Origin of the sequence: Streptomyces achromogenes (assembly GCF_030816715.1) — a bacterium.
In the GTDB taxonomy this organism is placed as follows: Bacteria; Actinomycetota; Actinomycetes; order Streptomycetales; family Streptomycetaceae; genus Streptomyces; species Streptomyces achromogenes_A.
The window spans coordinates 1,022,704-1,038,010 of the sequence record NZ_JAUSYH010000001.1 but is presented as its reverse complement, the minus strand read 5'-3'; the positions used below and the strand labels follow the sequence as shown (position 1 = coordinate 1,038,010).

At 68.5% G+C, this 15,307-nt stretch carries 9 protein-coding genes; 3 read left to right on the top strand and 6 right to left on the bottom strand.

Features of this window, described 5'->3' with window-relative positions; translation table 11 throughout:
• Positions 1-9: 9 nt before the first annotated feature.
• Positions 10-2,205, bottom strand: coding sequence for an MMPL family transporter (locus QF032_RS04540; protein WP_307040222.1), 2,196 nt, complete (start codon positions 2,203-2,205; stop codon positions 10-12).
• Positions 2,206-2,811: 606 nt separating this feature from the next.
• Here QF032_RS04540 and QF032_RS04535 point away from each other — a divergent pair.
• The 3 genes from QF032_RS04535 to QF032_RS04525 all read left to right on the top strand — a co-directional run bounded on the left by QF032_RS04535 (position 2,812) and on the right by QF032_RS04525 (position 7,732).
• Entirely contained in the window at positions 2,812-4,053 is a 1,242-nt protein-coding gene (locus QF032_RS04535; RefSeq protein ID WP_307055003.1) for a PucR family transcriptional regulator, read from the top strand.
• Positions 4,054-4,295: 242 nt separating this feature from the next.
• Positions 4,296-6,122 carry an AMP-binding protein gene (locus QF032_RS04530; protein ID WP_307055002.1) on the top strand — a complete coding sequence of 609 codons (1,827 nt, stop codon included), beginning with the start codon at positions 4,296-4,298 and terminating at the stop codon, positions 6,120-6,122.
• Between the two features lie 161 nt (positions 6,123-6,283).
• The gene (locus tag QF032_RS04525) at positions 6,284-7,732 is read left to right on the top strand and encodes a tannase/feruloyl esterase family alpha/beta hydrolase (protein ID WP_307040216.1); all 1,449 of its coding nucleotides are present in this window, start codon (positions 6,284-6,286) and stop codon (positions 7,730-7,732) included.
• A 354-nt stretch (positions 7,733-8,086) separates the two neighbouring features.
• Here the strand turns inward: QF032_RS04525 and QF032_RS04520 are convergent, their stop codons facing one another.
• The 5 genes from QF032_RS04520 to QF032_RS04500 form a co-directional block, all read right to left on the bottom strand.
• The gene (locus QF032_RS04520) at positions 8,087-9,607 is read right to left on the bottom strand and encodes a hypothetical protein (protein WP_307055001.1); all 1,521 of its coding nucleotides are present in this window, start codon (positions 9,605-9,607) and stop codon (positions 8,087-8,089) included.
• Between the two features lie 167 nt (positions 9,608-9,774).
• The gene (uidA, locus tag QF032_RS04515) at positions 9,775-11,568 is read right to left on the bottom strand and encodes a beta-glucuronidase (protein WP_307054999.1); all 1,794 of its coding nucleotides are present in this window, start codon (positions 11,566-11,568) and stop codon (positions 9,775-9,777) included.
• 88 nt (positions 11,569-11,656) lie between these two features.
• A complete protein-coding gene (locus tag QF032_RS04510) occupies positions 11,657-12,550 on the bottom strand; it encodes an ATP-binding cassette domain-containing protein (RefSeq protein WP_307040210.1) in 894 nt (297 codons plus the stop codon).
• Positions 12,547-14,361 (bottom strand): dipeptide/oligopeptide/nickel ABC transporter permease/ATP-binding protein, encoded by a 1,815-nt coding sequence (locus QF032_RS04505; RefSeq protein ID WP_307054997.1) that lies wholly within the window; start codon positions 14,359-14,361, stop codon positions 12,547-12,549. Before QF032_RS04505 ends, QF032_RS04510 begins: the two co-directional genes overlap by 4 nt.
• Positions 14,358-15,299 carry an ABC transporter permease gene (locus QF032_RS04500; RefSeq protein ID WP_307054995.1) on the bottom strand — a complete coding sequence of 314 codons (942 nt, stop codon included), beginning with the start codon at positions 15,297-15,299 and terminating at the stop codon, positions 14,358-14,360. Before QF032_RS04500 ends, QF032_RS04505 begins: the two co-directional genes overlap by 4 nt.
• Between the last annotated feature and the right edge of the window lie 8 nt (positions 15,300-15,307).

The following is a 15,307-nucleotide window of genomic DNA, read 5'->3' as shown; positions in this document are numbered from 1 at the left end:
TGGTGACGGTCAGTTGGCCAGGCCGGAGGTCTCCGGTTCCCGCACGGCGTACAGCGGATGCGCGGGCTCGTCGGCGGGGCCTTCCACGGACACATTGGGCAAGGCCTTGTCCAGCCGGCGGGGCAGCCACCAGTTGGCCCGTCCGCACAGGTGCATGAGTGCGGGGACGGCGATCATGCGGATCAGCAGGGCATCCACAGCGACCGCCACTGCGAGGCTGACGCCGAACTCGGAGATGACCCGCATGCCGCCGAAGACGAAGGAGCCGAAGACACAGACCATGATGGTGGCCGCGACGGCGATGACCTTGCCGGTCTCGGCCTGGCCGACCCGGACCGCGCGGTGGCTGTCGCCGGTGTGGGCCCACTCCTCGCGCATGCGGCTGACGAGGAAGACCTGGTAGTCCATAGAGAGGCCGAACATGATGCCGACGACCAGGATCGGCACGAACGACTCGATCGGTCCGCCGGCGCCGAGACCGAGCAGTCCGGCACCGAAGCCGTACTGGAAGACCACCACGATCGCGCCGAAGGCCACTCCGATGCTGAGGATGTTCAGCAGTGCGCCGACCGCCGGGATGAGCAGGCTGCGGAAGGCGACGGTCAGCAGCAGGAAGCCGAGCGCGGCGATCACCAGCACGAAGACGGGCAGCTTGCCCATCAGGACCGAGGCGAAGTCGTCGTTGCTCGCGGTGACGCCTCCCACGTAGACCTTCATCGACGTGCCCTGTTCGGCTTGCGGGATCACGTCGTCACGCAGGTGGTGGATCAGGTCGGAGGTGGCCTCCGACTGTGGGGAGGTCGTCGGGACGACGGAGACCACCCCGACGGTCTGCCCGTCCTTCATGGGCGCGGAGTTGGCACTGGCGACTCCGTCGACCTTCTCGAGGGCGGTGACCAGTTTCCTCTCGGCGGCCTTGCCGGCGGCGTCGGGGGCCTGGACCGCCAGGACGAGCGGGCCGTTGAAGCCGGGCCCGAACCCGTCGGCGATCATGTCGTAAGCCTGACGGTTCGTCGAGGTCGTCGGCAGGTTGCCGTCGTCGGACGCGCCCAGACGCAGCGACAGCGTCGGCAGCGCGAGCGCTGCGAGCACGGCCAGGGCGACGAGGGCCAGCGTCTTGGGCCTGGCCTGCACCCGCTCGGCCCACCGGCCCCACAGCCCGGCCCGGCCCGCGGAGCGCGGCCGGGCCCAGCCGGACATCTCGCGGCGCTGCTTGCGGCTGAGGACGCGCGGGCCGATCATGCCGAGAAGCGCCGGGAGCAGGGTGATGGCGGCCAGCACGGTCAGTGTGACGGTGATCGCCGCGCCGATCGCCATGCCGTTGATGATGCCGACGTTCAGGGTGAGCATGCCCAGCAGCGCGATGACGACGGTCAGCCCGGCGAACACCACGGCCCGGCCGGAGGTGTTGAGGGCCTTGGCTGCCGATTCGGCGACGCTCATGCCCGCCATGAGGTTGGTGCGGTGCCGGTTGACGATGAACAGCGCGTAGTCGATGCCCACGCCCAGACCGATCAGCGAACCCAGGGTGAGCGTGGTGTCGGAGAGCGTGATGACGTGGCTGAGCAGGATCACCGTGACCGCGGAGGTGCCGACGCCGACGATGGCTGTGATGATCGGCAGCGCCGCCACCCAGACGGCCCGGAAGACGAACAGCAGCACGATGAAGGCGAGGACGATGCCCATGACGTCGGCGACCGGGTTGGGAGCGGGGTTGATGGTGAACGCCTGCCCGTTCAGCGCGATGTGCAGGGTCCCCGACTCCGGGCCGGTGGCGATTTCCTTCACGTGGTCGACCTGGGCGTCCTCCACCTCCCGGTCGAACGCGACCGAGGCGTAGGCCGTCTGGCCGTCCTTGCTGATCTGCCCCTTGCCGAGCGGTGTGTAGGGGCTGGTCACTTCGGCGACGCCCGGTGCCTCGGCTATCTCCTTCAGAGTCCGGATCATCACCTGCTTGGCGGCGGGCTCGGTGACCTCACCGCCGTTCACCTGCCAGACCACCCGGCCGCTCTTGCCCGCCGCACTGCTGGAGGCTTGCTGGAGCAGTGCCGTCGCCTTGGCCGAGTCGGTGTCCTGCGAGGTCGGGCTGTTGCCGAAGGCGCTGCCGGCCGCACCGACTCCGGCGCCGAGAGCGAGCAACAGGCCCACCCAGACCAGGACGACGGCGAGCCGGTGCCGGTGGCACCAGCGGGCGAGAGGGGACATCGACGAGCCTTTCCAGGGGACTGGCATGCGTGCGGGCCGACGATCACGGCCCACTCGAACACTCGCAGTTCTCCGGTCTCTCGTCATTGGCCGTTCGCAGACACTTGCGTCTACTGCGATCGCAGCAGAGAGGGGGCAGGCGTCTGCCGTCGACGGCTCCGATCGGAGCACCAGAACGGCCCTTCCATGCGGCTGATCACGCAGGTGATGCCACGGTTGGGGATGTGAGGTCACCGACGAGCCGGCGTTGCCGGATCTCCTCGTCCGGGGCGGCGCGACAGTGATCGTGGTGAGCTGGTGTACGGCCGCTTACGAGGCGAGGTATGCCGACTGCCAGTGCGGCCGGTTGACGGGTCGAACTCCGCTGGCTCCACGCCTCCCGCAGGGTCGACGACCGCATGGTGACCCTGGACAGGCTCCGTTCGCGCGAGGAGTCAGGTCGCCACGCAGCGACTTGGGCACCGTGAACCGCTACAGCATCCGTTCGTCGACCAGGCGCGAGCCGCTGTCGGCATGCTCCCCGTAAGGCGTCGGGCCTCGCCGGGCGTCGGTTCATCTCAGTGATCTCCCAGCGCCGTGGCGCCGTGGCTCCCCTAGGCTGAGGCCGTGATACGCCGATCAGGTCAGGTGGCCGCCCTCAGCGAGGTGGCCGACATCATCGCCGCTCAGCGGCAGTCGCTGGCCGAGGCGGCTCTGGAAGCCATGCGGACAGAGATTCCCGGCTACGCCGCCCTCGCGAACAAAGCGCTGCTGGCCGACGTGGTGGCCCACGTGACGGAGGCGGTCGACGCGCTCAGCGACAGCCTGGCCCGCCGCCGTCCGGTCACGGACGACGACGTGGCGTTCGTCCGCCCGCATGCCGCGCGGCGGGCACGGCAGGGTATGCCCCTGGTGGACTTCATGCATGCCCTACGCATCGCGCACCGCGTGATGTGGGAGGCGATCGCCGACTGGGCGGTGCACACGACCGGCGGGCGTGACGTCGCGCTGGAAGCGTGCGGACTCGTCATGGAACTGATCAATCGGGGCAGTACGGTCGCGGCCCGGGCTTATCTGGACGAGGAGCAGTTCCTGGCCGTGGAAGGCGACCGGGTGCGCCGGGACCTGCTCGAAGACCTGATTGCGGGGCGGGAGCCGGCGCCGGGACCACGGCTGACCGCGGCCACGAAGGCCGGGCTGCATCCCGACACGGCGTGCGCCGTGGTGGTCGCGGTCCCCGCGGGTCCCGTCGACGACCCCTACAGCCTTCGCTCCGCCGCCTCGCTTCTGGGGCAGGCCACAGGCGACCCGGCTCGTGCGCTGACCGTGCTGCGGCAGGACGAGATCGTGATCGTACGAGCCCTGCGTGACGGCGTCGGAAGCGTGTCCGGGGAACCCGTGGGGACGGCCTGGCGGACGCTCGCCGACCGGGGGACACGGCTGGCGGTGGGCATCAGCACGCGGTACGACACCGTCATCGACCTGGGGAAGGCGTACCACGAGGCCGTCTCCGCGCTGGGCACTCTTCCGCCGGAGGGTGGTGTTGTCTGCCTGTCCGATCTCAGTGTGCTCGACTATCTGACGCTCCGAGCGGACGAGACCGCTGCCCGGATCGTGCCGGCGGCGCTCCGCACCTTCGTGACCGACGACTCCCGGACGGACGGCATCCTGATCAGAACCGTGGAGGAGTACGCGGCCTGCGATCTGAACGTGAAGGCCGCAGCCCAGAGACTCGGTGTCCACATCAACACCGCACATCACCGTCTGGCTCGTGTCGAGGAACGGACGGGGTGCGACCTGCGCAGACTCACCGACCTCCAGCAGTTGCTGATCGCGATCAAACTGTTCGGGTGCGGCTCCGGGGGGTGACCCGATCACCTCAACCGGTGGAGGCCCGATCACTTCCCTCCAAGGCGGTGTGATCCGATCACAGCGCATCGGCCGCTTTGTTGGGTGTCATGCCCGATGCCCTGCGCACCACGGATGCCTAGCGTTGCCGTCGTCGAACCCGAGCGCTCACGCCGCGGCTTTGCCGGCGCCGCCGTACAGGTGCGCGTCGGGCCTGTCGAGTGTGAGTTCCGGTACGAGCCGATCGACGGGAACCGAGCCAGATGACCGACCTCACCCCCATACCCGCCACGCTGTGCGATGCCTTCCAGCGCACGGCAGCCGTCGCGCCCGACACGGTGGCTCTGCGCACCGTGGGCGCGACGCGCACCGTCACCTGGCGGGCCCTCGCCGAGGACGTGCGCCTCCTGGCGGCCGGACTGGCCGAGCTCGGAGTCAGGCGTGGTGACACCGTCGCACTGCTGATGACCAACCGGGTCGAGTTCTTCCCCGTCGACCTCGCGGCCCAGCATCTGGGCGCCATCCCGTTCTCCGTCTACAACACCCTGCCGGCCGCCCAACTCGCCCACGTCTTGCGCAATTCCGGAAGCAGGGTGATGGTGTGCGAGACCCAGTACCTCCCCGTCGTCCGAGAATCCGGTGTGGCCCTCGAGCACCTCATCCTGGTGGACGGCGAAGAGGCGAAGCCGGCGGCAGGCACCCTCAGCCTGGAAATCCTCCGCGCTCGAGGCCGGGCGAATACCTCGTTCGACTTCGACGCGGCCTGGCGGGCCGTCCAGCCGGACGACGTGCTCACCCTGATCTACACCTCGGGCACGACCGGCCCATCGAAGGGCGTCGAGATCACGCACGCCAACGTGCTCGCCCAGGCCGCGGGAGTGGCACAAGTACTGGACTTCCGCTTCGGCGACCGGACCACCTCCTACCTCCCTTCCGCGCATGTCGTCGACCGCTTCACCTGTCTGTACGCACAGGCGATCTTCGGTGTGCAGGTCACGGTGGTGCCCGACATCAAGGAGATCGGCAAGGCGCTGCCGGACTGCCGGCCGACGATCTGGTGCGCTGTTCCCAGGGTCTGGAACAAGATCAGGCAGGCCATGGAGCTCGGTATCGAGAACGAGCCGGACACGACCCGGCGGGGGGCTGTCGGGGCGGCGCTGGAGACAGGCCTCAGGCGTACGCGCCTGCTGCAGGCGGGCATGCCGGTAGATGACGAGCTCGCCGCCGCGTATGCCGAGGCGGACGCCGGTGTCCTGTCCGCCCTGCGGTCCCGTCTGGGGCTGGACCAGGTGCGGTGGGCGGTGACCGGCGCGGCCCCCACGCCGCCGGCGACCCTCGAATTCTTCGCGGCGCTCGGCGTCCCCATCTGCGAGGGCTGGGGCATGTCCGAGCTGAGCTGCTTCGGTGCCGTCAGCCCGCCCGCGCGGGCACGCTTCGGCACCATCGGCATGCTGCTGCCCGGCCTGGAAGCATGCCGGGCCGCCGACGGCGAACTCCTGGTGCGGGGGCCGTCGGTGGCGAAGGGATACCGCAACGACCCCGACCGGACCCGCGAAGCCTTCGACCGAGACGGCTGGTTCCACACCGGCGACGTCATCGTGTCCGACGCGGACGACTACCTGACCATCGTCGACCGCAAGAAGGACCTGATCATCAACGAAGGGGGCAAGAACATCTCGCCCGTCACGGTCGAGACGGCCCTCACCACCGCCAGTCCCCTGATCGGCACCGCTGTGGCCATCGGCGACAGCCGCCCCTACATCACCGCGCTGCTCGTCCTGGACGCCGAGGCCGCGGCGGCCTTCGCCGCCGAGTACGGGCTGCAGCCGGACCCGCGCTCCCTGGCCCGCAACCCCCTGCTGATCGACGCCTTGCGAGCCGCGGTGGCCGAGGGCAACAGCCGGCTGGCACGCGTGGAGCAGGTCAAGCGCTTCCGGGTGATTCCCGCGTACTGGGACGCGACGAGCGATGAACTCACCGCCACCTTGAAGCTCAAGCGGCAGAAGGTCGCCGAGAAGTACGACGCGGACATCGCCGCACTGTACGCCGGCCCGATCCCCTCCGACATCCACGAGCCGGCCGACCGCTGACCGGCCCCATCCGCCCAGCCAAGAAAGAAAGAGGGAGGTGAGCGGGCATGAAGTGGAAGTCTTCAGCCGGCAACGCCGAGCATGCACCATCCCCGCGAGGCCCCGTCCGCCGCCGGCTCGCGATCTCAGGATCTCTGATCCTCGCGGCAGGGCTCTGCGCCATGCCGGTCCACGGGGCGAGTGCAGCCGACACCGTGGGCTCCGGCCGGCCGGTCCGGTCCTGCGAGAGCCTCACGGCTCTGCGCTTTCCGGACGGCACGACGGTCACCAGCGCCTCGCAGACCACCGCCACTCCGGTGATCTGCAACGTCGAACTGCTGGTTCCCCAGAACATCCACATGCGCGTGTCACTGCCCGTCGGCACCTGGAACGGGCGCTTCCAAGGGGTGGGAGGCGGTGGCTTCGACGGCTCCATCCCGGACACGGAGAGCGCGGCGAAGGCCGGTTACGCCGCCGCGGGTTCCGACTCCGGTCATACCGCCGACTCCAGCGACGCCTCGTGGGCCTGGTCCCCGACCGGCATGAACGCGTCCCTGATCAACGACTTCATCTCGCGTGCGCTGCACGAGACGACTGTCAAGGGCAAGGCCGTCACCCAGGCGTTCTACGGGAAGTCGCCCACCTACTCGTACTGGAACGGCTGCTCGAACGGCGGCAGGGAAGGTCTCCAGGAAGCGCAGGTCCAGCCCCGCGACTACGACGGCATCCTGGCCGGCGCGCCGGCGATCCAGGCGGACCGGTTCCTCCCCGCGGCGATGTGGCCCCAAGTCGTGATGCACGAGCTCGACGACTTCGTGCCCTCGTGCAAGTTCGACGCGGTCAACAAGGCGGTCACAGCAGCGTGCGACAGTCGCGACGGTGTGACCGACGGCGTCATCGCGGACCCCCGGACCTGCCGCTTCAACCCCACCTCGCTGGTCGGCACCGTGACCCCCTGCGGCACGATCACGGCCAAGGACGCGGCCGTGGTGAAAAAGATCTGGGACGGGCCGCGACGCCCGGACGGTCGCCGCTTGTGGTACGGAATCCTGCCCGGCGCCTCGTTCGCCAGACTCGCCGCCACCGCGAACGGCGACGGAGTCCCGACGCCCCTCGCGTCGGGCTGGTTCACCTACTGGCTGGCGAAGGACCCGTCTTTCGACTGGCACCGCCTGACCACGGCCGACTTCACCCACTACTTCGACCGCTCCCGTCAGGAGTGGGGCCCCGTGGTCGGCACGGACGACCCCGACCTGAGCGCCTTCCGTGGCGCCGGCGGCAAACTGCTTCTCTGGCACGGCCTGGCCGACCAGCTGATCCCTTCCCAGGGAACGATCAGGTACTACGAGCAGGTCACCGCCGCCATGGGCGGCCGGGCGAAGACCGAGCAGTTCGCCCGCCTCTTCACGGCCCCCGGCGTGGGCCACTGCAGGGGCGGCTCCGGCGCCGCCCCGGCCGACCCACTGGCGGCCCTGGTGAAGTGGGTCGAACACGGCAAGGCCCCCAGCACACTGCGTGCCGAGAACGGGCCCATGAGCAGGCCACTGTGCCGGTGGCCGGCCGTAGCCCGCTACGACGGACACGGCAGCACGAACGACGCCGCCAACTTCCGCTGCAGCGGCCGCCAGTGACGCGCTGAGCGTCTCGGCCGGGGCGGACCTCTGGAAGGTGACGATGAAACCCCCACGTCTTCGACCTGGGGGTTTCATCGTGGTGCGGGTGACGCGAATCGAACACGCGCGCTCTTGGATCGGCAAGCGATCGTCCCGCTCTGGTTCCTGCCACGCGCCGTCGGGCTGGAGACTACGCCTGCGCAATTCCGCGCGTGGGGCTCGAACCCGGGCAAGGCGACAGAGGGCCCGGCAACACCGGTTGGCATCCGAGTCGGCCGAAGATCAACAGGGCCTCACTTCCGTGCGGTGTGGATACGGTGATCCACCAGCCCGAGCGAGGCCCCGGTGTCGCCTCAGGACGATCCTTGTTCTTCAGGCGCGTTCGAGGAGAATCAGGTAGATCGCGTTGGGCGCGAGGTCGACCGTCTCGGTGTAGGTCCTGCCCGGCCTGACGATCTTCTCCTCGACCAGTTGGAGGTCGGCCTTGGCCGGGTCACCGAAGTAGTTGCTTGTCGTCTGGTCGATCCGGTACACGCGCTCGCGGACCTGGTTGTGTCGGAGCTCCGACGGTATCCGGGACATGTTGACGGTGGCCCGATAGCTGCGGTCGCCTACGTGCTGCCAGTTCCAGACCATCAGCGACGCGCCCGTGCGGTCCTTCGATGCCATCGTATAGAGGCCGTTGTCTCCCTCGAGAGCGTCTTCCACGACGGCGGACACCCTGGTGTCCTTCATCTTGGACTGCATCAGCATCATGTTCCCGTAGGGGGTGAAGGTGTCCTTCAGCGGCCCGTTCGGGGTGCGGGTCACGAACTGGTCCTTGCGTTCCTCGACCCTGTGTCGGACGCACCAGTTGAACAAGTGAGTGTCGGGCTGGTTCGCGTACAGGTAGCCGTACGTGGCCATGGCGGCTGCTTGCCGGATGTAGTCCTTCTTGGGGTCGGTGTCGTCGTAGCTCGGTCCGGGGTAGATGCCTGTTTCGGTGATGAAGGCCGGGAGGTGCCGGTCGAGTCGGCGCTCCGCCAGCCATCCCCGGAGGACCTTCCGCTGTGACGCCACCACTCGGAGGTCGTCCTTGTACGGCTTCGCCACCTGGTAGGCGTCGTCCCACTCGAGGTAGGAGTGATAGGAAAGGAAATCCAGACGCTTGTGCGGGTTCCGGTCGACCGCGTACGCGTCGAGGAAGGGCTTCACCCACTTGGGGTCCATCAGCGAGAGACTCGGCCCGCCGACCTTGATTCGGTCTGCAGGTCGCAGTCCCTTGTTGACCTTGCTGACGGCCTCGTAGAACGGCGCGTAGTAGCGATACAGACCGTCGGGCTGCAACGTCGTCTCGTTCGCGGGGTGTCCGTTGTGGCGCTGCTCTCCGTGGAACTGCCAGTCCGGTTCGTTGAACGCTTCGATGTACTTGACGCGCGGATACTTCTCTTTGAGGCTGCGGATGATCAGCTCGAGCGTCGGTGCCAGGTCTTTCCAGGGCTTCTTGCCCTCGACGAAGGCCGTGGGGTTCACATTCACCAGCAGCTCATCGGACACGGTGCTCGCGTCGGTGAGGTAGTCGTCCAGTATGGACAGGTCGCAGGACTGCGTCTCCAGGTGGCACAGGTTGAAGACGTTGCTCTCGGGCGGCGCCTTCGGACTGCTGACCCACACGCGGTAGATCTCGCCGTGCAGCCCCTGCTTGTTGAGGAACGCAACATCGTCGGCACGCTGCTGAGGCCATGAGTTGAGGCTCCCGAAGTTGTTGTGCTTCTCCGGTCGCGGCAGTTGGCCTTCCGTCGAGCCGAAGTCGACCCGAACCCCGGCGGGCGACTCAGACGTATCTGCCGCCAGAACCGCATCGGGTTGCGTGGAGATGAGGAGGATCGCTGCTATGCCTCCGGCCAGCGGCACTCGTTTCAAGGGGCGTCGCGTACGTAAGGGCATCTGTTGAGGACCTCGCTTCTGTGAACGGTGAAACCGCTCTGCCCGGGGAGGACAGACTGGTCGATGGTGGGATCTCCGGCTCCCTGCGAGAAGATGAACACCGGGGCTGATGGCGGCAGTGTCCGGCAGGCCTGTCAGGCGTCGTTCGACGGCTTGTGGCCGGAGAGAGAGATCCAACGCGCCCGCAGTGCGTGAGCGGCGGCCTTGGGACGGCGGTCACGGGTGAAGACGCCCTTGCGGTTGCCGTCGACGCGGTGGATACCGGGGGAGGTCTGGAAGTCGGCGAAGTTCCACACGTGTTCACCCACGACGGCGTCGCAACGGTCGAAGGCACGGTGGTGGGCCGCCAAATGGGCCACCTGATACTCCTCTGTCCACGGCTGGTCCCACACCGAGTGAAGCCCGGGCAGCGTGTCGGCGCCGTACTCGGTCATCAGGATCGGCTTGCCGAGCTTCTCGACCCAGGCCCGCAGCTCGGAGTCCATGAGCGCTTCCGCGGTGACAAGGTCACCGTTGGCGATGTACCAGCCGTAGTAGCGGTTGAGGCACACGACGTCGAACAGGTCGGCGATACGGTCGTTCTCGTGCGTGGTGAGCAGTGAGGCCGTGCTGCAGACGGGACGGGTCGGATCGAGCTTGCGGGTGAGTTCGACGAGCGGTTCGAAGTAGTCGCGTGCGCCGTCCTCGTGGGTGGACGGCTCGTTGGCGACGCACCACATGACCACACTGGGGTGGTTCTTGTCGCGGCCGATCAACTCCCGGATGGCTTGCGCGTGCGCCGCACGCGTGTCGTCGTTGAGGGTGTCGTCCGAGTAGGTGGGCGGGTGCGGGCGGCCGGTGAGCCCTCCTTGAACGGCGAGGTTGAGGCCGACGGCGGCGGTTTCGTCGATGACGACGATCCCGTGCCGGTCCGCGAAGTCCAGCACCTCCTCGGCGTACGGATAGTGCGTCGTACGGAAGGAATTGGCGCCCAGCCACTCCATGAGCTGGAAGTCGTGCACCAGGTAGGCGTCGTCGTGCCCCTTGCCGCGCACAGGGGTGTCCTCGTGCTTGCCGAAGCCCGTGAAGTAGAAGGGCTCGCCGTTGATGAGGAACTTGGTCCCCCGGACCTCGACGGTGCGCACGCCGAACGCCTGGTGATAAGTGTCGCGGACCGCTTCGCCGTCCACGATCTCGGCGACCAGGTCGTACAGGTACGCGGCCCCCGGCCGCCACGGCGTCACGTCCTCGATGCTCAGGGTGCCGCTCGCGCCCTCGCCCGCGGCCACCTCGGTGCCCGCGGCGTCCAGGACGCGGACGCGCACGGCGGCGGGTGCGCTGGTCCCGATCTCGTACTCCACCGTCCCGGTCGTCGAGTCGAGGCCGGGGACGACGGTGATGTCCTCGATGTGGACCCGCGGCACGCTGTGCAGCCACACCGAGCGGGCGAGGCCGGCGTAGTTGTAGAAGTCGTGATGGTACTTCTGCTGCCGACGGCCGTCCTCGGTGATGGTGATCGTGCCCGGCGGGATCGTCAGGTTGGTGAGTTCGTTGTTGACGCCGATCGTCAGGCGGAACTCCTGCCCCGCTGCGACGTGTTCGGTGATGTTGGCCTCGAACGGCGTGTATCCGCCGACGTGTTCGGCGACCAGGGTGTCGTCGACGTACACCCTGCCCTCGTGCGTGGCGGCGTCCAGACGCAGCATCACCCGTTCGTCCGACCAGCCACGGGGCACACGCACCAGGCGCTGGTACCAGACCCAGCCGACGTGGTCACGGATCGCGCTGTCGGTGAACAGGTCGTTGTAGCTGGCGGGCACGGCGGCTTCCAGACGGGTGTCGAGCGGCCCGGTCCAGGGGTGTTCGCCCGCGGCGGTGCCGACGGCGAAGTCCCACAGGCCGTCGAGGTTCACCAGTTCACGGGTGGCGGTGGAGAGGGGCTTCAGCATGGGTCCTCCGAATTCCTGTTCCTTGTCCGCGCCGGGCCATCGCGCGGAGATGTCCGCAGGCTGGATGAGCAATCACCGATGCCACCGCTCATGAACCGAACTGCCCCGGATCGGTGCCCTGCTCGACGCGCCGAACCGCGCCCGTTTCCGCCCGTTCGCGCGCCAGAAGTCGGTGACGCTCCTCGCGGCGCTCGCGCTGTGCGACAGGGTCGGGGACGGGTGCGGCGAGCAACAGCATCTGGGTGTAGGGGTGTCGGGGCAGTGAGGTCACCTGCCCGGCGTCTCCGGTCTCGACGATCTCACCGCCTCGCATGACGCTCACGCGATGGCTGACGTGCCGGATGACGGCCAAGTCGTGCGAGATGAACAGGTAGGCGACCGAGGTACGTCGCTGTATGTCGACGAAGAGGTCCAGCACGCGGGCCCGGGTCGTCAGGTCAAGGGCGGAAACGGGTTCGTCGCAGACGATCAGGCTCGGCTCGGAGGCGAGGGCACGGGCGATCGCCACCCTCTGCCGCTGTCCGCCGCTGAACTCGCGCGGCAGCCGACGGGCCGCGTCCTTGGGCAGACCCACCTGATCCAGCAACTCCGCGATGCGGGCCCGCGCTTCGCGCGTCGTGGCACCTTGCGTCGTCAGCGGCTCGCTGAGGATGTCGCCGACGGCGAGGGCCGGGTTGAGTGAGCTGTACGGGTCCTGGAAGACGACCTGGATGTCCCGGGCGAGCGCGCGGCGTTCCTTGCGGGAGGCGTGGGTGATGTCCCGGCCCCGGAACCGGACGTGTCCGCCGCTGGGTGTCACCAGTCCGAGGACGGCCCGCCCGAGGGTCGTCTTCCCGGAGCCGGACTCGCCGACGATCCCGAGGGTCTCGCCCTCGCGGGCCAGCAGGGACACCCCGTGCAGCACCTCGTGGGGGCGGGCCCTGAAGCCGCGGCCGGGATAGGTGACCCGCAGGCCGCTCAGGTCGAGCAGTGGCGCCGTCATCGCGTCTCCTTCTGCCAGGACTCGTCGGCGACACCGGGCTGGTCGGTGCGCATCGAGTGCTCGTCGGGGAGCGAGTCGAGGAGCGTGCGGGTGTACGGGTGCCCGGGCGCGGTGAACAGGTCGAGCACGTCCCCGGTCTCGACGATCTCGCCCTGCCGCATGACGGCGACGCGGTCACAGCTGTCGGCGACCACGCCGAAGTCATGGGTCACGAGCAGCAGCGCCATGTTCAGTTCCTTGCGCAGGTCGCGCAGCAGGTCGAGGATCTCCGCCTGCACGGTCACGTCCAGGGCGGTGGTCGGTTCGTCGGCGATGAGCAGCGACGGCCGGCTCGCGACGGCGCCCGCGATGAGGACGCGCTGCGCCATGCCGCCGGATATCTGATGCGGGTACGACGCGAACACCCGCCGGGGATCCGAGATTCCGACTCGGTCGAGCAGGGCAAGTGCGCGTTCGCCGGCCTCACGCCGCGACATCGGTGTCGCCGTGCGGATCCCCTCGACCAGTTGTGAGCCCACGGTGGAGGAGGGGTCGAGGTTGGACATGGGCTCCTGAGGCACGTACGCCACGGCCCTTCCGCGCACGTTGCACAGTTCGCGCTCGCTCAGGCCCAGGAGTTCGCGCCCGTCGAGGCGGACCGAGCCGCGGGTGACGACCGCTTCCGCGGGCAGTACACCGAGGATCGCGAACGCGGTCTGTGTCTTGCCCGACCCCGATTCGCCGACGAGCCCGAGCGTCTCTCCCGCCTCCAGGCTCAGGGTGACCCCACTGACCACCTCTTTCAACTCGCCCGAGGAAGTCGGGTAGGCGAGGGCAAGGTCCTCGACGGTCAACAGTCCTGGAGGCCCTGCCCCGGTCGTGAGTCCGGTCGCCGGCCGAGGCGCGGGCGCGGTGATCCTGGACGGCCCTGGCCGCCCGCCCTCCAGTACGTCCCGCAGCGAGTTGCCGAGCAGGACCAGAGAGGCGGTGATGACACCGAGCGTCAGACTCGGCCAGAGGAACTGGAGGGGTTCCTCGTAGAAGTTGGTGAACCCGTCGGCGATCATCGCGCCGAAGCTGGGGACCGTGCTCGGCCCGACGCCGAGGAAGGCGAGGCCCGACTGCACGCCGATGGACGCTCCGGCGAGAAACGCGGTGGCGATGACGACCGGGCCTCGGACCGTGTAAAGGATATGCCGCGAGAGGATGCGCCGGTCCGGCAGACCCGACACCCGGGCGGCGTCCACGTACAGCTCGTTCCTGACGCCGAGGACCAGGTTGCGGACCAGGCGGTAGACACCGGGTGACAGCAGCACCCCGAAGATCATCATCGTGACGCGGTAGTCGCCGTTCGTCACCGGGAGCAGCACGATGAGCAACAGCAGCCCCGGGAAGGTCATGACGAGACTGAACACCCACTCGGTGACAGCCCGCAGGCGCCGGTCGTAGTATCCGCCGATCAGCCCGAAAGCGACGCCGATGGCGAGAGCGATGCCGGTGCCGATGAGTGCCGCGACGACACTGGTGTTGACGGAGCTGAGGAGCCTGGCGAAGATGTCGCGGCCGCTCTTGTCGCCGCCGAGGAGATAGCCGTGGCTGCCGGCGTCGGCGTTGATCGCCTCGAGCGAGGCCTGGTTGGGGCCGTGATCGGTGATCAGTGGGGTGAGCAGGCCCAGCGCGACGATGACCAGCAGGATGCCGGCGCTGATGACTGCCTGCGGGTCCCGCAGCAGCCGGCGTAGGGGTGACCTGCCGCTCGCTGCGGCCTCCGCCGGGTCTGGCCGGTCTCCCTGGTCGCGGGCGGGCGTGGCGTTGCTCGGTGCGGTGCTCATCGAATCCTCGCCTTCGGGTTGAGCCATCCGTTCGCGAGGTCGACGAGCAGGTTGACGCAGACCACGAGCAGAACCGCGAAGAGCGTGATGCCCATGATGATCGGGATGTCGCCCTGGAGAGACGCGTTGAAGGCGTACGAGCCGAAACCCGGCAGCGCGAAGACCTGCTCGATGACCAGAGCTCCCCCGAACATCTGCACGAACTCAAGGGACAGCACCGTCAGTGCCGGACCCGCGGCGTTGCGCAGGGCGTGGCGCAGCAGGATCGAGCGGAGGCGAATGCCGCGTGTCCGGAGGGTACGGACGTAGTCCTTGCGCAGTTCGTCGATCATGGCCCCGCGGACCTGGGATGTGAGACTGGCGGCCCCGGCTGCCGTCAGGGCTAGTACGGGGATGGTGATCGAGGCCGCCCAACGGGCGGGATCCTCCGCCAGTGGCGTGTATCCGGTGGCCGGGAGCCAGTGCAGGCGCAGGGCCAGGAGCCATACGAGCCCGATGGCGATCAGGAGGTTCGGCACGAGGTGGCCGAACAGCGAGGCACCCTGTGCGATCCGGTCGACGACTCCGGCACGGGTGGCCGCCAGCACACCGAGCGTCACACCCACGACGGCGGTAAGGAGAAGCGCCACAAGCACCACGGACAGGGTGACACCGAGGCGCGCGGCGATGGCCGACCGTACGGGCTCGCTGGTGAAGTAGGAGAGTCCGAAGTCGCCCCGCACGGCGTGGGACAACCAGTCCAGATACTGCACGAGCACCGGGCGATCCAGTCCCAGCTGCGCCTTCTGCTGCTCGATGCGGGCCGGCGTCGCGGAGCTTCCGAGGATGCTGCCTGCGATGTCGTCCAACGACGTGCTCAGCAGCAGAAACGTGATCATGGTCACCAGCACCGCCAGTACCAGTCCCGCGGTCAGGCGGCGCAGCACATAGAGGATCATGCCAGGGC